General features: G+C 47.1%; 19 protein-coding genes and 1 other annotated feature. Of the genes, 16 read left to right on the plus strand and 3 right to left on the minus strand.

Going from position 1 to position 21,475, the window contains the following annotated elements; genetic code table 11:
- Positions 1 to 510 precede the first annotated feature (510 nt).
- Together DCCM_RS07100 and nudC are read left to right on the plus strand one after the other, a co-directional pair.
- Complete coding sequence (locus DCCM_RS07100; RefSeq protein WP_104371727.1) at positions 511 to 2,577, plus strand: sigma 54-interacting transcriptional regulator; 2,067 nt, start codon at positions 511 to 513, stop codon at positions 2,575 to 2,577.
- 343 nt (positions 2,578 to 2,920) lie between these two features.
- Positions 2,921 to 3,697, plus strand: coding sequence for an NAD(+) diphosphatase (gene nudC / locus DCCM_RS07105; protein ID WP_104371728.1), 777 nt, complete (start codon positions 2,921 to 2,923; stop codon positions 3,695 to 3,697).
- 58 nt (positions 3,698 to 3,755) lie between these two features.
- Here nudC and DCCM_RS19435 read toward each other — a convergent pair whose 3' ends face one another.
- The gene (locus DCCM_RS19435; protein ID WP_269433738.1) at positions 3,756 to 4,469 is read right to left on the minus strand and encodes a YecA family protein; all 714 of its coding nucleotides are present in this window, start codon (positions 4,467 to 4,469) and stop codon (positions 3,756 to 3,758) included.
- A 146-nt stretch (positions 4,470 to 4,615) separates the two neighbouring features.
- Between DCCM_RS19435 and DCCM_RS07115 the strand changes: the two genes are divergently transcribed.
- The 14 genes from DCCM_RS07115 (at position 4,616) to DCCM_RS07180 (ending at position 20,459) form a co-directional block, all read left to right on the plus strand.
- The gene (locus DCCM_RS07115) at positions 4,616 to 4,834 is read left to right on the plus strand and encodes a hypothetical protein (protein WP_104371729.1); all 219 of its coding nucleotides are present in this window, start codon (positions 4,616 to 4,618) and stop codon (positions 4,832 to 4,834) included.
- A gap of 391 nt (positions 4,835 to 5,225) precedes the next feature.
- Positions 5,226 to 5,552, plus strand: a complete 327-nt coding sequence (locus DCCM_RS07120; protein ID WP_104371730.1) for an HNH endonuclease signature motif containing protein — start codon at positions 5,226 to 5,228, stop codon at positions 5,550 to 5,552.
- 195 nt (positions 5,553 to 5,747) lie between these two features.
- On the plus strand, positions 5,748 to 6,356 hold the full coding sequence (locus DCCM_RS07125; RefSeq protein WP_128739108.1) for a restriction endonuclease subunit S domain-containing protein: 609 nt from the start codon (positions 5,748 to 5,750) through the stop codon (positions 6,354 to 6,356).
- On the plus strand, positions 6,353 to 7,939 hold the full coding sequence (locus DCCM_RS07130) for a type I restriction-modification system subunit M (protein WP_231702688.1): 1,587 nt from the start codon (positions 6,353 to 6,355) through the stop codon (positions 7,937 to 7,939). The genes DCCM_RS07125 and DCCM_RS07130 overlap by 4 nt, the downstream gene beginning before the upstream one ends.
- Positions 7,936 to 8,244, plus strand: coding sequence for a BRO family protein (locus DCCM_RS19825; protein WP_444979465.1), 309 nt, complete (start codon positions 7,936 to 7,938; stop codon positions 8,242 to 8,244). The genes DCCM_RS07130 and DCCM_RS19825 overlap by 4 nt, the downstream gene beginning before the upstream one ends.
- Positions 8,223 to 8,525, plus strand: a complete 303-nt coding sequence (locus DCCM_RS19830; RefSeq protein WP_507762470.1) for a hypothetical protein — start codon at positions 8,223 to 8,225, stop codon at positions 8,523 to 8,525. Before DCCM_RS19825 ends, DCCM_RS19830 begins: the two co-directional genes overlap by 22 nt.
- 68 nt (positions 8,526 to 8,593) lie before the next feature.
- Positions 8,594 to 9,814 carry a restriction endonuclease subunit S gene (locus DCCM_RS07140; RefSeq protein WP_104371733.1) on the plus strand — a complete coding sequence of 407 codons (1,221 nt, stop codon included), beginning with the start codon at positions 8,594 to 8,596 and terminating at the stop codon, positions 9,812 to 9,814.
- Positions 9,814 to 12,918 (plus strand): type I restriction endonuclease subunit R, encoded by a 3,105-nt coding sequence (locus DCCM_RS07145; RefSeq protein WP_104371734.1) that lies wholly within the window; start codon positions 9,814 to 9,816, stop codon positions 12,916 to 12,918. The genes DCCM_RS07140 and DCCM_RS07145 overlap by 1 nt, the downstream gene beginning before the upstream one ends.
- Before the next feature lie 3 nt (positions 12,919 to 12,921).
- On the plus strand, positions 12,922 to 13,653 hold the full coding sequence (locus DCCM_RS07150; RefSeq protein WP_104371735.1) for a M48 family metallopeptidase: 732 nt from the start codon (positions 12,922 to 12,924) through the stop codon (positions 13,651 to 13,653).
- Positions 13,654 to 14,064: 411 nt separating this feature from the next.
- The gene (locus DCCM_RS07155) at positions 14,065 to 14,244 is read left to right on the plus strand and encodes a hypothetical protein (protein ID WP_104371736.1); all 180 of its coding nucleotides are present in this window, start codon (positions 14,065 to 14,067) and stop codon (positions 14,242 to 14,244) included.
- A 70-nt stretch (positions 14,245 to 14,314) separates the two neighbouring features.
- Positions 14,315 to 14,572: a binding site (T-box leader), on the plus strand.
- Positions 14,573 to 14,664: 92 nt separating this feature from the next.
- A complete protein-coding gene (gene ileS, locus DCCM_RS07165; protein ID WP_104371738.1) occupies positions 14,665 to 17,448 on the plus strand; it encodes an isoleucine--tRNA ligase in 2,784 nt (927 codons plus the stop codon).
- 506 nt (positions 17,449 to 17,954) lie between these two features.
- The gene (locus DCCM_RS07170; RefSeq protein WP_104371739.1) at positions 17,955 to 18,737 is read left to right on the plus strand and encodes a phosphate ABC transporter substrate-binding protein; all 783 of its coding nucleotides are present in this window, start codon (positions 17,955 to 17,957) and stop codon (positions 18,735 to 18,737) included.
- 75 nt (positions 18,738 to 18,812) lie between these two features.
- Complete coding sequence (locus tag DCCM_RS07175; protein WP_104371740.1) at positions 18,813 to 19,445, plus strand: DUF47 domain-containing protein; 633 nt, start codon at positions 18,813 to 18,815, stop codon at positions 19,443 to 19,445.
- A gap of 12 nt (positions 19,446 to 19,457) precedes the next feature.
- A complete protein-coding gene (locus DCCM_RS07180; RefSeq protein WP_104371741.1) occupies positions 19,458 to 20,459 on the plus strand; it encodes an inorganic phosphate transporter in 1,002 nt (333 codons plus the stop codon).
- A 22-nt stretch (positions 20,460 to 20,481) separates the two neighbouring features.
- Here DCCM_RS07180 and DCCM_RS07185 read toward each other — a convergent pair whose 3' ends face one another.
- Positions 20,482 to 20,703: an alpha/beta-type small acid-soluble spore protein gene (locus DCCM_RS07185; RefSeq protein ID WP_231702689.1), complete on the minus strand. Its 222-nt coding sequence runs from the start codon at positions 20,701 to 20,703 to the stop codon at positions 20,482 to 20,484.
- Positions 20,704 to 20,921: 218 nt separating this feature from the next.
- Positions 20,922 to 21,449, minus strand: a complete 528-nt coding sequence (cotE, locus tag DCCM_RS07190; RefSeq protein WP_165792049.1) for an outer spore coat protein CotE — start codon at positions 21,447 to 21,449, stop codon at positions 20,922 to 20,924.
- Positions 21,450 to 21,475: the final 26 nt, after the last annotated feature.

Raw genomic sequence — 21,475 nt, forward strand, 5'->3', positions numbered from 1 at the left:
AATTTTTTTTTCAGTCCCCGCATTAGACCCAATTTACACCCAATTGTTTTGCCCATTAGCCGGCACCCGGGGCGGCGGCTTCCAAATCCGGATGGGGTAAAGCCCCGCCCGGAGCAATATTTTGTTATCCGGGCCATCAATTTGATAATGCTGTGCGGCGCTTAACCCGCCGGCGGATATGAACTTCTTTATATGCTTCGCCGGGCGGCGGCCTGTGATAATTTGCTGCTGGTGACACAAAGTGCCTGGGTTCGAGGATTGCATTGGTCATATTGCAAGTACGGCGCCATGCGGATTATTTCCGGATGAAACGTGCCGCCAAATACCTGTCTTTAAGCAATCCCTTTTAGGGAGGGCTTTTAAGCCGGCGGTAAAAAAACCGTGAAACAAGAAAGAAATACTAAAAAAAGGACAGTTTAAACACCCCTCCCCAATTAATACCCAGTTAAAAGGAGAGAAGAGGAAAATGTCGAAAATTATTATAATTGGTCGAAGCAGGAGGTTTTTAAATTGAGTCCGCACAAACACTCTTCTTTAACCCTACTGACTAAAGGGCAGGGCAATGCCAGGATCTTAACCCGGCAGTTGACGGATTTGCTGGGGGACCGGGTTGATGTTACCGGGGTCTGTGTTGACAAGCCTTTTTCTTCCGTATCCCTTGAGGCGGATTTAATTGTGGCGTCCACCACTTCCGTTTTGAATTTCATACCTCAATATATTGACCAGATACGGAATCGCCTGCTCATTGCCCGGAGAACAATTGATTTTAAAAATCTGCAATTGCTTTTGGGGCTTCCGCCAAAAACCAGGGCCATGCTGGTTAATGACCGCAAGGAAACCGCTGAGGAGGTAATACAATTTTTATACGGTCTCGGATTTGAGCACCTGTGGCTGATACCTTATTACCCCGGGAATCCCAATCCATCAAGGGTTGAATACGCCATTACGCCGGGTGAGCCGCAACTGGTGCCGCCGGGTATAAAAAATGTGCTTGATCTGGGAACAAGAAAAATTGATATTACAACCCTGGCTGAAATTCTAAGCCGTCTGGGCATGCTTGATGAGAAAGCAAGCCTTTTGTCCGCCCGCTATATCAGCTCGATTGTTGATATAACAAAACACCTTGCCGACAGCCTGGGGGTGAACCAAAAGCTCAACACGCTGCTTCAAATGGTTCTTGACAAAATAACCAACGGTGTGTTGGCGGCGGATAAAGAAGGCAGGATTATAATGCTCAACAAGGCGGCCGAAAAAGTGCTGGAACTCAGGAGCGAGAAATGTTTGGGGAAGGAAAACCAGGTTTTGCAGGTATTGGAGGTGGACAAGGCCCTGCGTTCAGGTGAGCCCGACGAGAACAAGACCAGGGTCTACCAGGGAAAACACCTGCTGGTAAACAACATACCCATGCTGGAAAATGAAGAACCCTCGGGGGCCATTTGCATTTTCTATGAATTGAGCGAGGTTGAAAAAATAGAGAAGTGCCTCCGTAAACACCTGACCAAAATAGGTTTTACCTCCAAGTACACCTTTAGCGATATAGATGGAAAAAGCCAAAAATTGCTCAAACAAATCGACAATGCCAAACGATTCGCGGAAACGGACTATAATGTGCTGATCATTGGGGAATCCGGCACAGGTAAAGAGCTTTTCGCCAATGCCATTCATAATTATTCCAGGCGGAAGAACCGGCCCTTTGTGGCTATAAACTGTGCCGCCCTGCCCATTGACCTGCTGGAAAGCGAACTCTTCGGCTTTGAAGAGGGTACTTTCACAGGGGCCAGGCGCGGGGGGAAGCCGGGGCTTTTTGAGCAGGCTCACCTGGGAACCATTTTTCTGGATGAAATAGGAGAAATTCCGGCCCAGGTGCAGGCCAAGCTATTAAGGGTGCTGGAAGAGAAGGAAGTAATGCGGGTCGGGGGAGAAAGCTTGATTCCCGTGGATGTCCGGGTTATTGCGGCCACTAATAAAGACCTTCAGAAACTGGTTGAAAAACACCAGTTCAGGGAGGATCTGTATTACCGCTTAAAAGTACTCTCATTAAAACTGCCGCCCCTGAGGGAAAGAAATAGCGACATTATTGCCTATGCCGAACAATTTGTAAGGCAATTGGACATAAGCACGGAAAATTTTTTATCGCCTGAAGTTAAAGAGGCTTTTGTGAATTACAACTGGCCGGGGAATATCAGGGAGGTTAAAAATGTAATAGAGTACCTGGCCACAGTGGTAAGGGGGCGTACTGTAGCGGTGGAGGATTTGCCGGCTGAGCTGCTTGCCGTTATTGAAGGGGACGGCGGAGGATGGCCTGAAAGCGGAATACCCACCGTGGGCTGTACCCCCGAAGAGATGGGCCTGTTGAAGGTCTTGTCCCAGTTTTGTGAAAACGGCAAGACCGTGGGCCGGAAGAGCCTTCAACAGGCATTGTTAAAGACGGGCATCGCCCTGACTGAGGACCAGGTTCGCAACAGGCTCGGCCACCTGGAGGAAAAGGGCCTGGTACTGATAAGCCGGGGACGGCGGGGGACATCGGTTACCCAATCCGGGCTGGAATTAATAAGAAGAGCCAACGCCGCAAACTAACCCGCGGGCCTGGCAGGCGGCTTAAATCCGGTTCGCCGGCAGGTTCCTCAAAAACAGTGCTCCTTTATCCCCGGTGCCGGATTAACATTTTACCGCCAGGCTTACCTATATTTGTGCTACAATTTTACTGACGGCAGTGGTGAGAACCGACAGCCGCAAAGTTCTTTGGCCGCCGTGCCGGCACGCCGGGTCCGGGCGGCCTCCGCCTCCGCGGCGGCCCGCTCCCGGTGATGCCGTCGATGCTTAAAAAAATGTGGGCAGGGGGAGCATTGTAAGTGCGGCGGAAGGACTTGTTTTAATATAAAGCATAATTTTGCTTTGATGCAAAGGGTGATTAACGCGCATGTTATGGTTTTTGTTCTATGATAACAAACTGCTTATAAAGATTAACAATGACACACTCTCAATTCCAGGCAGGGAAGATTTAACGGCATTGGAAATCCAGCTGAGGAGAGAAATTTATATAGGCAGGCTATATGACTCTCCCTGTTTTGCGGCGGAGTTTTCCGGAGAGCCGTTATCGCTGCCCGGTGGTTTTGATTATTTGAGTTTGAGAGAATTACTTAATAAATCCGAGGATGACATTTTTCGGGTGGCCGGACGCGGGTATCAAATTATAAATTGGGCCCGCAAGCATCAATTTTGCGGCAAATGCGGCGGCCCCACCAAAAACAAGCCGGATGAGCTTGCCAAGGAATGTACCGTTTGCGGCACTGTAAGCTTTCCACGCATATCCCCCGCTGTAATAGTGGCAATAGTTAAAGAGGATAAACTATTACTGGCCAGAAATATAAAATTCCCATCCAGCTTCTATAGCGTTCTGGCCGGTTTTGTTGAACCGGGAGAAACCCTGGAGGAGTGTGTGCAAAGGGAGGTAAAGGAAGAGGTTGGGATTGAGGTAAAAAATATAAAATACTTTGGAAGCCAGTCCTGGCCATTCCCGGACTCCCTTATGATTGCTTTCACCGCGGAATATGCCGGTGGCGAAATTGCCGTTGACAATATGGAGTTATCCCATGCCGACTGGTTTTCAAGCCGCAATATGCCGGCAAAAATCCCGGATAAAAAAACCATCGCCGGACGCCTTATTGAATGGTTTTTGGAGCAAAAAAATTTTTAAGCGCCGCCAATGGGGCAATGGGGGAGTATGTGTATTTGCCCGGCCCTGATAGTCATACTTACCGGATAATGCTGTAAAACCTTTCCTGAAAGCGATAGAGTCCGAACAAAGGTCCCTGCTCGAAGGTTTCAAGCGGATAAGCAGCTTTAAATGCGTGATAATGCTGCCATACTGTTTGAATTGTTTCCCTTGGACCGATGAAGCCTAGTAACAGATTTACCAGGGAAAGTGTGTAGGGATCCTGAATCTGGCCGATGATTTCCAGGATTTGTTTGGAATAGTTTATTTTGGATTTGCGAAGCACTTTTATTGCTGTTTCCGCAAAGAAATCGCTTTCATTGTTCCGGAGCTTGCTGATTATTTCCGGCATGACAGCTTCGGAATAAAGAAGCAAGTGTTGTTCAAACAGAATGTTATTAATGCTGTCTACGCCTTGCTCCATCATCTTAATCAATATTTCAGGGGAGGCCTGTTTGATTTGTTCGGCCTCATCAGCGCCTCTGTTATTGATAAACTTGCCGGCCTCCCTGTGGGCTAACTCTTCTATGCCCGGCATGACAAAGGCGGAGTAAATCAATCTTGCTGCCGAGAGTTCCTTGTAGGGGTTTTTATCAATAAACGTTTCATCTAAAACGGGCGTGCCGTGGTCCCTGGAAAGAAGTTCAATAAACCTGGGTTTTAGTCCTGATAAAGTGATGGCATTATTGGCACAGCAATGTTTATATTTTTTCCCGCTCCCGCAGGGGCAGGGCTGATTTCTTCCGACTTTCATTTAATCACCCGGTTTATCATTAAAATTTAAGAGACTGAACGGATTATACCGTAACCAGTTAATTTTACCATGTTTTGCATGATAGTTGAAGCCTTGTAAAAGGAAAGGGTCATTTAGCGGAATTTTACCTTGTAAGGAGGGATATCATGAAGCCGGTTAAGTTAAAGGATGTTATTGAAAAACTGGAGCTAATCAATGACGATTTAAAATCATATTACTCAAAAGAAACAGGTGGTATTTTTTCTTTATCGGTTGATGAATTGCGTATTGCAGAGGATTCCGAAGCTGACGATGACTTTTTCGTGTATCCGGAATGGCGGAGGGAAAGGCGATTCGGGGAAAAGCCGGCTGATGGACTGCGGTGATGGCCTAACACTTATATTATTATGAGCCGGCAGTGTCGGCCTGTGTGGAGGTATGTTATAAGCTAAGCTGGTAAAAAACAGAATGTCTTCAAAATAATATGCCAAATTGCAGACAGTTGATAAATGTTAAGAAGTAACACAAAAAAAACAGCGTTGACAGAGGAAATTATTTTGTTATAATGTAATTATTGGTAAAAACCTTTTCTGGAGAAGGCTGAAGTCAAAAAAATAGAGATAAAAAACAAGTCCAAGAACAGGCCATTCTTGGACTTGGCGCTGAGAATCAGCTAATGTTTTCTGTGTAATCACATAATATCGTAAAACGCACCCCAAAGGCAAGGGTATTTGTGATTTTGCTGTTGGATGCGCTTTGTCTCGGAAAGGAGAAACTTTGGTTCGTCAACCAAATAGCACGATTATGAATGAGCCATTTGAGCCGCGGACGATTTTAGCGGTGTGGAACAAGGCTGTCCTTATTCCCGGATACGAACAGTACGCATTCAAGGAAGACCGGTGTGGCGCGCGGATAAAGTTTGCCGATTACGGGAATGTCAATTCCGATTTTGGTTGGGAAATTGACCATGAGAAGCCGGTGGCCGAGGGTGGAACAGATGACCTGGATAACCTCCAGCCACTGCACTGGCGCAACAACCGCGGGAAAGGCGACAATTGGCCGAATTGGACTTGTTCATATCCGTCGGCAACGTCACCAGGCTAACATGCCGGTATAATTGCTTGTACCCGCCAGTGGCTGCAGGAGGAAAATAAGACACAGAGATAGTCACGGCAAGGACCCGTTCCCGCCAAAAGGTTTATTGGTTTAAATGCCAAAGCCACTCTCGCAATAGAGTGGCTTTGGTTTCAAGTGATTTAGACCGGTTTAATGCGTTTTCCCCTAATATCCCTGAAGGGAGTGAAAATTACGACAATAAAAAAAGTAAAACTCAAGAAAATTGCTGATATATTAAATGGTGTGCCCGATGTCAGGCAGCCGGGGAAAGCGAACACCACCGGTGAGATAACGTATAATTTTATTCAGCCCAATCATTTGGGAATTTTCAATGATATACAATGTATTTCAGAAATAAAAAGACATACCTCTGTTGATGACAGCTATTTCGTTCGAAAGAACGATATTTTATTAAAACGGTTGAATCCGGACATCGCAACATTAATAATTGAGGACATGTCAAACACTGTTTTTTCAAGTAATCTCTTTGTTATTCGTGTGCTCAAAGACTATTATCCGGCCTACATAGCCTGCCTGCTGGAAAATCAGGGCATGACCTGGATAAACAGCAATATCGTAGGTTCAGTTGCGGCGATAAAATCCATATCCGCCAAAGCTTTGGCGGCATTGGATATTCCCTCCGTAGACTACGATAAACAAAAAGCAATCGGTCAGATGTGGCTGCTGTATAAAAAACGGAAAAAACTGCTTGAGAATATGATTGAAGAAGATCAGAGGCTTATGGCAGCAGTAATAAATAGTATCACCGCAAGCGCCGAGGAGGAAAAATGATGGCTACTACGAGAAAAGACATCGAGGCGGCTCTCTGGAGAGGGGCGAATACTTTCAGGGGAGCCATAGATGCAGCCAATTACAAGGATTATATCCTGCCCATGCTTTTTGTGAAATATTTGAGCGATACTTATTTAGAAAAGGTCGAAATTTTAAAGGAAAAATATAATGATCCGGTGAGGGTGCAAAGAGCCATAAACAGACTCCCATTTGTTATCAAGGAAAAAAACAGTTTCTCCTGGCTTCATCAAAACAGATATAACGATAACCTGGGGGAACTTATCAATATAGCTTTGCGGGGGATAGAAGATGATAACCCTTCATTATTTACAGGGGTGTTTAGAAATATTGACTTTAACAGCGAAGCCATGCTGGGCAATCATAGGCAAAAAAATACCCGCTTAAGGGAAATGCTTGAGGATTTTGAGCCCCTTGATTTACGCCCTTCTTCCATCCAGCCTGAGGAAGGCAAAGTGGCGGCTGATACCATAGGCGACGCCTACGAATATATGATCGGCGAGTTTGCCAGACAGGCAGGCAAAAAAGCCGGATCCTTCTTTACCCCGTCCGAGGTTTCCGAACTTATGGCACGCATTGTCAATCCCAGAATAAGTGATACCATGTATGACCCAACCTGCGGCTCCGGATCCCTGCTCATCAGAACCGGAAGAAAGGCTATTGAAAAGGAAAACGGCAACGTTAAGACTCTTGCCCTGTATGGGCAGGAAATGAACGGGTCTTCCTGGTCCATGGCCAAAATGAACATGTTTCTCCATGAAATAATGGACGCCAGGATTGCCTGGGGCGATTCCCTTGCCAATCCCATGCACCTGGACTCCGACGGCAATCTTATGCAGTTTGATGTCATCGTGGCCAATATGCCTTTTTCGCAGGACAAATGGGCGGCAGGTTTTAATACCAGCGGCGAAATGACCGGCAAAGGCAAAGAATTCAAAATGGAAGCAGCCCTTGATAAATTTCACCGTTTTGACTGGGGAGTGCCTCCGGCCAGTAAAGGCGACTGGGCATTTTTGCTGCATATGATAGCCAGTCTTAAAAGCGGTGGCAGAATTGCCGCCGTTGCTCCCCATGGCGTTTTATTCAGGGGCGCGTCCGAGGGGAGGATAAGGCAGGCTGTAATTGAAAAGAATTTGCTGGACGCGGTAATTGGTCTTCCTGCAAACCTGTTTTACGGCACCGGCATTCCGGCCTGCATATTGGTGTTTAAGAAAAACCGCAATCGCGATGATGTGCTTTTCATCGATGCGTCCGGCAAGGATGAAAACGGCAGCCTCCGCTACAGGAAAGATAAAAATCAGAACAGGCTGGAAACAAAACACATCGACGATATTGTAAAAGCTTATGAGAGCCGCACGGATATTGAAAAATTTGCCCATTTGGCAACCGCCGACGAGATAAAAGCCAACGAATACAACCTGAATATCCCCCGGTATGTCGATACTTTTGAGGAAGAGGCACTGGTGGATATTGAGGAGGTAAAAAACAATATTGCCAATATACAAAAGGAACTTGCCGAAGTGGAAGAACAGATGGCCAAGTACCTTAAGGAGTTGGGGCTGTGAGCAATATTCAAAAATATAGCGATAAAACCTTTGAGGAGATCAGGCACATTAATGAATATGGGGCGGAATGCTGGCTGGCGAGGGAGTTAGCTCCTGTTCTTGAATATGCCCGCTGGGAAAATTTCTATAAAGTCCTGGAAAAAGCGAAGGAAGCCTGCGAAAACAGTAATATCAACGTGGAGGATCATTTTCGTGACGTCACGAAAATGATAAATCTGGCCAAGGGTGCCCAGCGGGAAATTGAAGATACCAGGGACTTTACGGCGGGCTGGGCGTTAAAGAGATACATAAAAGAAAATGTCTAAAGAAAAGTCAAAAGATACTTGACCATATGGGCAGCACGGAGCTTGCGGCCAATCTTTTCCGGGCAACCCAAACTGATGAAAAAATAAGAAGGGAAAATATAAAAGGGAAGGAAAGGGCCAACCAAACCCATTTTGTCGTGGGCAAAACCGTTCGGGATACAATCCAAAAGCTGGGCGGAACCATGCCCGAAGACCTGCCCGCTCCAGATGAAAGTATCGGGCAGCTTGAAAAGAAAGTGCCGAAAAAATTGAAAGGCTCAATGGAAGAAAAAGGGGTTTAAGGAACCCCAGGTAATTATATAAGGATAAAACATTTTATTGCGTAATGAGACATTAACAGGTGGTGTCCATGAGTATGGATAAAATAAGTTATGATTACAAAGATTATCCATTTCCGGAAAATTGGAGGGAATACAAGTTAAACCAACTGTTGGAAGTTGTTGAAAGGCCAGTTAATATGATTGATGACCAGGAATATTGCCTCATTACAATTAAACGAAATTTTGGAGGAATTGAAAGTCGAGGTAAATTGACTGGGAAAAAAATCTTAGTAAAAAACCAGTTCGAAATACGTGAAGGAGATTTTATTATTTCTAAAAGGCAAATAGTGCACGGAGCATGCGCTGTCGTCCCCAAGAACTATGAAGGGGCAACTGTATCCAACGAATATGATGTTATGAACTTTAATAACAGATTGTTATCATTATTCTTTGATTACTATGTTCAATTGCCGTTTATGAGAAGATATTTTTATATTAACAGTGATGGCGTTCATGTTGAAAAATTACGATTTAAAACGGATGATTGGTTAAGACAAAGAATTCGTGTTCCTTCGATAATAGAACAACAACATATTGCCTCAATCCTTGCTACCAGTGACAAGGCCATTCGTTTAAAAGAACAGCTAATTATCGAAAAAAAACGGCAGAAAAAGTGGCTGATGCAGAACCTACTTACAGGCAAAAAACGCCTTTCTGGCTTCAAAAGTGATTGGCAAAAATTCGAAGTTGGACAAGTCATTTCCTTGTCATCGAAAAAGATCAATCCAATTATTGAAAAGCGAGTATTTAAATGTATTGAATTAGAGCATATTGAATCAGAAACTGGGAGACTCTTAGGTTCTACAATATCTTCAATGCAAAAAAGTAATAAAAATTATTTTAAAAATGGTGATGTTTTGTTTGGTAAACTAAGGCCCTATTTAAAAAAATTTTATTATGCAACACATGAGGGAGTTTGCTCAAGTGAGATATGGGTTTTAAGACCAAATAATAAGAATTTGCTACCCCAATATTTATATTATATTGTTCAATCATCCCAATTTATTGAAAAATGCTGTGTTTCAAGCGGTTCGAAGATGCCTCGGGCGGATTGGGATTATGTTTTAAATCTAGTCATTCTTCTTCCGCCTCTTTCAGAGCAAACCATTATTGCTAAAACCTTAGCAATAACAGATCGTGCAATAGACCTGCACGAAAAGCAGCTTGAGGAGCTTAAAAAACAGAAAAAAGCCCTGATGCAGCTGCTGCTGACAGGAATTGTGAGAGTCAACACGGGGAAGGTGAATTAATGCCCAACCATACCATATTCAACGAACGTCCCGAGAGCCAGGAAAGAGCAATAAAAGTTTTAGAAAAATTAGGCTACCAATACATACCCCGTTCCCGGGCGGAAGCCTTGCGGGGGAGGCTTTCCAATGTTTTATTCCCCGAGGTTTTGCGCGAGTTTTTGCACCGCCAGTCCTTTGTGTACAGGGGCAAGCAAACACCTTTTTCCGACCGTTCCATCGGCAAGGCTATTAACGATATTGACGTGTCGCTTGTTTCCGGGCTGATGCCGGCGAGCAAGACAATCTATGACATGCTTCTATCCGGCAACAGCTATGAAGAGGAGTTGTTTGACGGCGGCCGCCAGTCCTTTGATTTAAAGTTTATCGACTGGGAGCATCCGGAGAACAATATATGGCAGGTCACAGACGAGTTTTCGGTAGAACGGACGAACGGCAGGTACGCGCGGCCGGATATAGTGCTGCTGGTCAATGGTATTCCCCTGGTGGTGATCGAGTGCAAAAAATCCAGTATTGATGTGGAAAAAGGAGTTGCCCAAAATATACGCAACTGGCAGCCCGGCTATATTCCCCAGTTGTTTAAATATGCCCAGATCATTATGGCCGTGAACCCAAACGCCGTAAAATACGGCACTTGCGGTACGCCTTTCGAACACTTTAGCATATGGCGGGAAAAAGACTATAAATGGCAGCAGGAAAAATGCAATAATGCCAGCCCGGACGGAAAAGTCACCGAGCAGGACAGGGCTGTGGTTTCCATGCTCTCCGGGGATAGGTTGCTGGAACTTATTCGTTATTTCATTCTGTACGACAGCAATGTGAAGAAAATTGCCCGCTACCAGCAGTTTTTCGGTATTCAGGCAGCGATGAAACGCATTAAGGGGGAAGATGACAAGAGCACCAGAAGCGGGGTGATCTGGCATACCCAAGGCAGCGGAAAATCTCTCACCATGGTGATGCTGGTTAAAAAAATAATAGCAGATCCGGATATCAGAGAGCCCCGCTTTGTGCTGGTCAACGACCGGATCAATCTGGATAAACAGCTGCGGGATAATTTCGCCAAAACACAGCTTAATCCCGCCCGGGCAAAGACCGGCAAGGGCCTGATAGGCTTGTTAAATGACAAAGGTGAAACTATAATTACCACCCTGGTACATAAATTTGATGCGGCGGCTAAAAAAAGGGTAAAGATTAAAGACGACAATATTTTTTTGCTGGTGGACGAAAGCCATCGCACCCACTCGGGCGAACTTCACGACTTTATGGTTGATGTGCTGCCCAATGCCACAAGAATAGGTTTTACCGGCACGCCGCTGCTGAAGAAACACAAGTTCAATACCTATGCGCAGTTTGGGCCGCTTATCGACACTTACCCTATCATTAGGGCCGTGGAGGATGGTGTCATTGTTCCCCTGGTCTATGAGGGCAGGATTATTCCGCAGGATGTGACCAGCGAGAAGATTGACGATTATCTCAAATACATTATCGCGCCTCTGAACCCGGAGCGGCAGGAAGATATGAAGCGCAAATGGAGCCGGTTTTTGCCCCTGGCTCAGACCCGTCAGCGTATAGACATGGTGGCTTTTGACGTTCATGAGCACTTTATGCGTTATGCCAGACCGAAAGGGTTTAAAGCCATGATCGCAGCCTCCTCCCGCCCCACAGCGATTGATCTGCATAAATCCATAAGAATACTGGGCGGCGTAAAAACAGCGGTGGTGATATCACCCGAAAGTGTAAAAGAAGATGATGAGCTGAACAGCCAAAACAAAGAGAAAATAAAGGCTTTTTTCAAAGAAGAGGTGGAGCCTCTCTTTGGCAACAACTACGAGGAATATGCCGACTGGGCCAAAAATAGCTTCATTGGCGGCGATGAGGTGGATATCCTAATTGTCAAGGATATGCTTTTGACCGGCTTTGATGCGCCGGTTGCCGCTGTATTGTATGTGGATAAACCCATGAGGGAACATTCGCTGCTGCAGGCCATCGCCCGGGTCAACCGGGTTTACCCGGGTAAAGACTTCGGACTCATCGTGGATTACTGGGGCATTTTTAGCAAGCTTAATACCGCCATGGATATGTATTCGGATGAAAAATCCGGCATGGATGGATATGATCAGGCCGATATAGAAAATACCGTTCAAGGCGCCGGTGAGCAAAAGTTAAAACTGGAAAAGGCTCATCAGGAACTATGGTATATATTTGAAGGAAAAGATTTTGATCGAAACAGTTCCGAGGGCTGGCAAAGCGTATTGGCAGAAAAGGAGCTGAGAAAAATTTTTTATGAAAGACTTTCAATATTTTCACGTTTACTGGATTTGGCTATGGGAAGCTACGCGTTGTATAGTGCCATTGGATATGACCAGATTCAGAAATATAAGCAGGATTTGCTTCATTTCCAAAAACTTCGCGGGGCACTTTTGCTCCGTTACAATGAGAAAGTGGATTTTAGCAAATATGAAGACGGCATTCGAAGCCTGCTGAACAACTTTGTTCTTTCCGAACCGGGACAAATTATTGTTGAACCTGTTTCTATTCACGATACCGAAGGGATGAAGGAGCAGCTTGAAAAATTGGATGGCAAAGCCGCCAAGGGGGATGCCATTCGTACCCGCATGGATAGAGAGCTGGAAACCTGCCGTTATGATGATCCATTGCTGTATAAGAGGTTTTCCCAGCAGGTTAAAGAAACCCTGGAAGAATACAAGGCAGCAAGAAATGATGACGCTTATCTCTTTAAAATGGAGAAAATGGCGGATGATTTTAAAAGAGGCTATACCGGCCATCACTACCCTGCCTGTATAGACAATGACAGTGATGCCAAAGCTTTTTACGGAACTATTCAAGGTGTCATTGGCGAGGTCATAAATGATGTGCCGCCGGAAATGGATGAAGTCATGGGGCAATTGGCTATTGAGGTAAAAAAGGCCATTTCCAGCCGCGCAAAGGTGGATTGGCGTCATAATGTTGCCGTGCACAGGGACATGGAGCAAGCCCTTGACGATCTTATTTGGGATTTTACTGAGGAATATGCCATCAAGCTGCCCGTTGACAAAATTGACCTTATGCTGGAAGGACTCAAAAAAACAGCAATTAGTAGGTATTAGGCCGTGAAACAAATAAATTCATTCTTGACAGGGACTTTTAGCGATATTGAAATAATTATTGAGCGCAAAAATGTAAAAAAAATTCGGCTTAAAGTTTTTCCGGACGGCGTTGTTAAACTATCCGCGCCGCTTGGAGTATCGGATGAATGGATAAATGATTACCTCGGCGGCAAGGCCAAATGGATAGAAAAGTCTTTGAATTACTTCAAAGATGCCCAGGCCAATGAATTTGAAACAATAATACACAGCGGAATATCAACCCGTATTTTGGGGAGACAAAACAGGATCATTGTTAATGAAGGGAAAATCTGCAAAATAGAACAAAAGGAAGACCATGTTTTTATACAGTCTCCCACAACTGGAGATAAACAAGCCCTGCAGAAGCAGTTCGAGCACTGGTGGCAAAAACAGAGCAGGTCTTATTTTTTGCAGGTTATAGAACGTTTATATCCCGTTATTGCCAAACATGGTATTGCTAAACCGGCGCTTCAAGTCAGGAAAATGAAAACTCTTTGGGGCAGCTGCTCCAGAAAACACGGCAAAATCAATCTGAATTATTATTTGTATAAAGCCTCGCCGCCCTGTATTGATTATGTTGTTTTACATGAGCTTGCACATTTTCTTTATCCCAAACATAATAAGGATTTTTATGAATTTCTTACGGTACATATGCCGGATTGGAAAGAGCGTAAAAGAATTCTTGATCATGAGATCGTTAAAGGACTGGGGTATTGAAAAATAAGGAGGGTGTCGCCCAATAACCGACGAATGGTGAAAATAAAATAACCCAACCCCAGCTAAAACGGCAGCAGGGCAAGGTCATCTTTAAATGGATTGACAGCCCTGCTAAAACGGTAGCGGGGAAAACAACCCCCAAAATTATTCTTTGTGTAGTTATATTTTTATTATAAGTTTTTGTCAATACCTAACGCTAAAAAAACTTTATTTATTAAAGGTATACTGTGCTTGAGGAAGACGGGGAAGCATTGTTTGATATTAGTGCCTTGGAAGAGCTAAGAAAGATGCTTCATAAACATGGTATTTTACAAATAAGGCTTACCGGCATTACAAATTCACATCAATACAGGTACCCGGCAGTGGGTGAGTAGTTGGTAAGAATGTTATTGGGTTATAAAGAGCAAATCAATGAAAGAGGAAGAAATTGGTTTTTACATCGTGAATGATACTACTCCCGGGAGGGGCTCAAAAGAGTCCGGAACCGGTCATTGTGCCGGAAAATACTTATTTCTCCAAAAAGAATTGGGGAAAGCTAAAGCATACATTGGAAATTGGCTTTACTCTAAGGAGAAGGGGATTGTTTATTGACTGCCGGAGCCCGGTTAAAACAGTCAAGTTGACGCCTAATGGCCTTTTATATATAATTAGTGTGTTATACGTAAAACCTGTGAACGGGAAGAGTAGGCTTATACGGCTTTTCACAGAGAGTCCGGGGTGGTGGAAACCGGGCAGGCCGGTTTGTTGAAAATCACCCGGGAGGCGCCCGCCGAAAGCGTAATATTGACGCCTGTAGGCCGGGACGGGGCCACCGTTAAAGGCACAATGAGCGAACGGAAAATTAACGGTCTATTTGCCCGTGATTTAAAACAGTATCCGTTTATCAGGGTGGTACCGCGGGTATAATCCCGTCCCTTACGGGGACGGGGTTTTTATATTTTCAGCATAGTGGACATCGCTTCTCCGGATTGTGTCCCCTTAGCTTAATATTATTCAGGAGGGTCAGTATTCATGGATTACGGCAAAACGCTAAATCTGCCTAAAACCGATTTTCCCATGAGGGGCAATTTGCCCGAACGGGAGCCGGAATTTTTAAAGTTTTGGGACGAAAACGACATTTACGGCAAGGTGCAGCAAAAAAATGCGGGCAGGCCAAAATTTATTCTGCATGACGGTCCCCCTTACGCCAACGGCCATATCCACCTGGGACACGTGTTGAACAAGGTGTTAAAGGACATGGTGGTAAAGTACCACTCCATGGCAGGTTACGATTCACCTTATGTGCCGGGCTGGGATACCCACGGGCTGCCCATAGAGCAGCAGGCCATCAAAAACCTGGGAATTAACAGGCAGGGCGTGAGCACCGTGGAGTTTCGCCAAAGGTGCAAGGAATACGCCATTAGTTTTGTGAATATCCAGAGAGACGAATTCAAACGCCTGGGAGTGCGGGGGCAGTGGGATAAACCCTACATGACCCTGATGCCTCACTTCGAGGCTGCCCAGATTGGAGTATTCGGGGAAATGGCCGAAAAGGGCTATATTTACAAGGGGCTGAAGCCGGTATACTGGTGCTCCTCCTGTGAAACCGCGCTGGCCGAGGCGGAAGTGGAGTATCACGACAAGCAGTCCCCCTCCATCTACGTGCGCTTCCCGGTGAAGGACGGCAAGGGGGTCCTGCCGGAGGAAAACACCTACGCGGTAATCTGGACCACCACTCCCTGGACCCTGATTGCCAACATGGCGGTGTGCCTGCATCCCGATTTCGACTATGTGCTGCTGCAAGCCGGGGAAAGCAAATACCTGGTGGCCAGGGAACTGTCCGCCTCCTTTATTGAAGCGGCCGGTCTGGACGATGTCCGGGTGGTGGGGGAGTATAAAGGAAAGGATCTTGAAAGGGTGGTTTGCCGGCACCCCTTTGTGGAAAGGGATTCGCTGGTGATACTGGGGGACCATGTAACCCTGGAAGCCGGCACCGGCTGCGTGCATACGGCCCCGGGCCACGGCCATGAAGACTTCCTGGTGAGTAAAAACTACGATTTGCCGATTCTTTCCCCGGTGGATGCCAGGGGTAAGTTTACTGACGAGGCCGGCGGGTTTGCCGGACTGCATTACAACGATGCCAACAAAGGCATCATGGAGACTCTGCACAATGACGGCCATTTGCTGAGGGAGGGAACCATAAGACACCAGTACCCCCATTGCTGGCGCTGTAAAAAGCCGGTGTTTTTCAGGGCCACCGAGCAGTGGTTCGCCTCGGTGGAAGGCTTCCGCCAGGCGGCCCTGGATGCCATCAAGGAAGTCAAGTGGATACCCGCCTGGGGTGAGGAGCGCATTCACAACATGGTCGCCAACCGGGGCGACTGGTGCGTTTCCCGCCAACGTACCTGGGGGGTTCCCATACCCATATTCTATTGCGGGGATTGCGGCAAGCCGGTAATTAATAAGGAGACCATCTCTCACCTGCAGGGATTGTTCCGGGAGCACGGCTCCGACGTGTGGTTTGCCCGGGAGGCCGCCGACCTGGTGCCGCCGGGGCTGAAGTGCCCGGATTGCGGCTCCGGAAGCTTTATCAAGGAAACGGATATTATGGATGTGTGGTTCGACAGCGGCTCCAGCCACATGGGGGTGTTAAGAGCCGCGGAGGTCTGGCCCGACCTGGCTTGGCCGGCGGATCTGTACCTGGAGGGCAGCGACCAGCACCGGGGATGGTTTAACAGCTCGCTTTCCACCTCCGTGGCGGTTACCGGAAAGGCCCCGTACCGGGCCGTGCTTACCCATGGCTTCCTGGTGGATGAACAGGGAAGGAAGATGAGCAAATCCCTGGGCAACGTGGTGGATCCCCTCAAGGTGATTAAGCAAATGGGCGCGGATATATTGAGGCTGTGGGTGAGTTCCGCCGATTACCGGGGAGACCTGGCGGTGTCCAACAGCATATTGAAGCAGACATCCGAGGCCTACCGGAAGATAAGGAACACCGGCCGCTTCCTGCTGGGCAATATATATGATTTCGACCCGGTAAAGGACCGGGTGGCCTATGCGGATATGCAGGAAATGGACCGCTGGGCGCTCTTGAGGCTGCAGAGGCTGATCGAGAAGGTGCTGTCCGCTTACAGGGATTACGAGTACCACACCGTATATCACGCAATCCATAATTTCTGCACTGTTGATATGAGCGCCCTGTACCTGGATATGATAAAGGATCGCCTGTATACCTTCGTTCCGGCTTCCACCGAACGGCGGTCGGCCCAGACGGTTCTGTATCATGTGCTGCAGGCCCTGGTGCGGCTTCTTACCCCGGTGCTGGCCTTTACCACCGAGGAGATATGGCGCTACATCCCCAAAACGCCGGATGACCCGATCAGTGTTCAGCTCACCGACATGCCGGCGGTTGACGACGAATACCTGGACGCGGAACTGGAGCAGAAATGGAACCGCCTGCTGGAACTGAGGGCCGTGGTCACCAGGGCTCTGGAGACGGCAAGGCAGGAGAAAAAAATAGGCAACTCCCTGGAGGCTGAGGTTGAGCTTTACTCCCGGGGAGAGGTTTATGATTTACTGCTCTCCATGGAAAAAGACCTGTCTGTAATATTTATCGTTTCCGGGGTAAAGCTTTATTCAGCCGGTGTTCCCGAAGGGGCTGCCGTTTCAGAGGACATAAAAGATTTTGGTGTAACGGTGAAAAAAGCCGCCGGTGAAAAATGCGAGCGCTGCTGGATGTATAATCAGGGTGTGGGCCGGGGCGCGGAGCATCCGGCCCTGTGCCCCCGCTGTGCCGGAGTGATTAAAGAACTGTAATATAAGTGAGCCCGGGGTTCGGAAGGGGGTATTCCCCCGCCCAACCCCGGAGCGGGATAAAGAATGCCCAACCCCCCACAAATGAACTGAACCCCGGAAAACGGACAGTGAATTAAAATACCCCCTATGGTAGAATATGGACACTATCATAGGGGGTATTTTTATTATTCAGGAAATTATGCTCCCGGTAAATCTGTGAATAGCTTTTCGGAGTCGCCCAAAGGGCGATTTTTGTTCTGGCCGGGGGACCCACCTTTTAATAAGGTCAGGGGACACACCTCTTAAATAAGGTTAGGGGACACACCTCTTTCAGAGGAATGTCCCCAACGAATAATGTCCCCAACGAATAATGTGCCCTGCCTATAATGTTCCCAACGCTCATTAACAGGTTAAGCCGAAGTTTACATTAACTTAACATGAAATGAACAGTTACTTAACAGGACTTTTACCCGCTCTAAAGAATTTCTTAACGTTTGCCATGACGTGTAATTGCGGAGGTTTTTAGGTTGCGCAGGCTTTTGGCGGGCATCTTTGCTCTGACTCTATTGTTGGCCGGCGGTTGCGCGGCGCCCGGGGATGGTGAAAAACCCGTAGAAACCCTGAGGATTGTGGGTTCCACCTCAATGCTGCCCCTTTCCGAAAAGCTGGCCAGAAAATACGAAGAAAGCCACCCCGGGGTGAGAATATATGTTCAGGGCGGAGATTCGTCCCTGGGTTTAAAGGGCGTGGCCGGTGGAATCGCGGAGATCGGTTCACTGTCCCGTCCTCTTAACCGGCAGGAGAAGGACAGATTTAATTATTTCCGGCTAACCACCGACGAAATAGTGATTATCGTTAACCCCAATTTGCCGGTTAGTCATTTGACCCTGGAGGATTTAAAGGGCATATTCAGCGGCAGCAAGAAAAACTGGAAGGAAATGGGCGGTCCCGACCTGCCCATAACGGTTATAACCAGGGAACAGGGTTCCGGAACGTACAACGTGTTCCGGGAAGCAGTTATGGGCCGCGGTTTAAAAATAGCGCGAAATGCCCTGGTAATGACCTCCACCGGCGCGGTCAAAACCACGGTGGCCAGGGACAGGTGCGCCATCGGCTATATTTCCTCCCGGTATCTGTCCGGCGAGGTCAGGCCGCTGCCGGTGGATGATGGAAAGAATAAATCTATAATATTCAGCAGGCCCCTGGTATATATTACTGACAAAAAAATAAACGGCGCCACCAGAGATTACATTGATTTCGTGCTGAGTGATGAGGGAAAGGCTGTGATAGATGAGCACCGTTTGAATTAGCATCCTGTCCGTTTTTTTGGCTATTGTATACACCCAAAAAACATTTTTTCGGGGAGTTGGGTAAAGGGAGATACTATGTTGAATGTAATGAAGATTTTTAAAAGAAAACAGAATATTTTTTACGAGTACTTCCTCCTGGTGAGCAAAAACATCAAAATGGCCACTGATGTTTACATCCAGATGATGACCGACCTGGATAATGCCGAGAATTACATGCTGCAGATCAAAATGGTCGAGAATATGGGAGACCAGTATACCCACGAGATTATGAAGGAATTGAACAAAACCTTCATAACCCCCCTGGAGAGGGAGGATATACTGGGCTTAACGCTGCAGCTGGACGACGTGCTGGATTGCCTGGAATTCTGTTCTTCCCGCATAGTGCTGTACGGCATTACGGAGCAGGATGACTATATGCGGCTGTTCACCAAGAATATAGAGCTTTGTGTGGAAAACCTGTGTTCCGCGCTGGAGCTGCTGTCCCAGAAAAAATTGAGCGAGATGAAACAGTATACCCACAAAATAAACGACCTGGAAAACGCCGCTGATGATTTGCTCACGGACGCTTTAACAACCCTGTTCAACAACAGTGCCGATGCCATCGAAATTATTAAGAAAAAAGAGCTGTACACCATGATGGAATCGTTTTCCGACTTTTGTGAAGACGTGGCCGATATTCTGGAAGGCCTTATCATGAGAAACTCATAACGAGGTTATAAAATGTTTGATTCAACTTTGGTACTAACGGCTGTTGTGGTTTTAATCGCGCTTTCCTTTGACTTTATCAACGGTTTTCACGACACGGCCAACGCCATAGCAACTTCGGTATCCACCAAGGCTTTGAAGCCCAGGGTTGCCATTGTACTGGCTTCGAGCATGAACCTGCTGGGAGCTTTAACTTTTACCGGGGTTGCCAAAACCATAGGAGGAAGCATCGCCGACCCCTTTCATCTGGAAAACGGCCTGTATGTTGTAATAGCCGCCCTGACAGCCGCCATTGTCTGGAACCTGATAACCTGGTATTACGGTATACCCAGCAGTTCGTCCCACGCGCTTATCGGTGCTTTGACCGGCGCCGTTATAACAGCCGCCGGCTTCTCCGCGGTCAACTTCGGAGGCTTTTTAAAAATACTGGAGGGATTGATTTTTTCGCCGCTGGTGGCTTTTGTTATCGGTTACATAGTGATGAGCCTGATTAAAATAATCTTTTACCGGGCCCATCCGGTGAAGATGAACCGGCGCTTCAGGATTCTGCAGATATTCACCGCCGCCTGGCAGTCTTTCAGCCACGGCACCAATGACGCCCAGAAGTCCATGGGTATCATAACCTTTGCCCTCATTGCCGGGGGCTTTCAGGATACCATGGATATTCCCCTGTGGGTCAAGTTTTCCTGCGCCATCGCCATGGCCCTGGGGACCTCCGCGGGCGGCTGGAAGATTATTAAGACGGTGGGAACCAGAATTATTAAGCTGGAGCCGACCAGCGGGTTTGCTTCGGATCTTACTTCGGCCTTTGTGATACTCATGGCCACCCTTTTAAAAATGCCTGTCAGCACCACCCACGTCATATCCTCGGCTATTATGGGGGTCGGGTCCGCCAGGAGGTTTTCCGGGGTGAAGTGGGGGACCGCCCAGAGGATTGTGACTGCCTGGCTGATTACTTTACCGGTGACCGCGGTGCTGTCCGCGATAACCTATCTGCTGGTGTCGATATTTTTATAACGCGTTTATACATAATTTTAAATCATTTATGGCGGGACGGGTCTGTTTCCCGTCCTGTTTCTTTTAACCGTCCCGCCAGTATTCCGCCTATTTTCCCGGCCTCGATGGCGTTTAAGGCCCCCCAGCCGTCTGTTTCTATTTTTTCCAACAGCCCCAGTTCCCCGGCTATTTCTAATTTCAGCCTGTCCCGTAGAATTTCCGCCTCAGACTTGCATTTCTTTTTTCTGTTTCCTGTTACCGGCACCTGCAAACCTCCCCGCTGGATGTGAAATGCAAACCCTTCTCCCATAAGGGAGAAGGGTATTCACGGGGCCGCTCATGATCCGCACAGCATGATTCGTCCGTTCATTTACGGCCCCAATGATTATATTGTTGGTTTGATTAAACTTTAATATGTATTTCAGAGCCGTGGAAAATGAATGAAAATAAATGGAGTCCGCTTGGGACTCCGGATATCATCTATTATTCTTCCCCATGGTGGGCTATCTTCACCTTTACCTTTGTCTCTCCAATAACCTCGGCATATATGCCCACTTCAAAGTCCACCTTGATCCGCCCATCATCCGTGGTGGCGGCGTCCAGGCACTGGGGCGGCCTTATTACAATGGCCCTGGCTTCTATAAGATTGGAGCTTTGCATGTCGTATTCGGTCATGGGGATTATTTCCTCAAAATTGATAGCCTGGCGGATAAGTTCAGTGGACTTGCCGTTATTATAGGCATACCAGATATGCACCTCGAAGATGCCGTTGACCCTGACCCCGACTTTGTCACTCCCTCCCACTTCGGTTACTTCAGGCTCCTTAAGGCGCATCTGGGTGATGGATGTTCCAAGCACGGCGTTGGGATTTAACCCTTCCGTGGGAACAAAATGCTGGCTGTAGCGGAAATATTTTTTGGCCGTCCCGCAGACAGCTTTTGTGATTATCTCTCTGTAAGCGCCTTTCGGGAAAGACAAAGATCTTTTTTCCGCACCGGTAATGTCACTCACAGCTTTCCCCTCCTTTAAGGGCAGTT

Source organism: Desulfocucumis palustris, from assembly GCF_002933875.1.
GTDB lineage: Bacteria > Bacillota > Desulfotomaculia > Desulfotomaculales > Desulfocucumaceae > Desulfocucumis > Desulfocucumis palustris.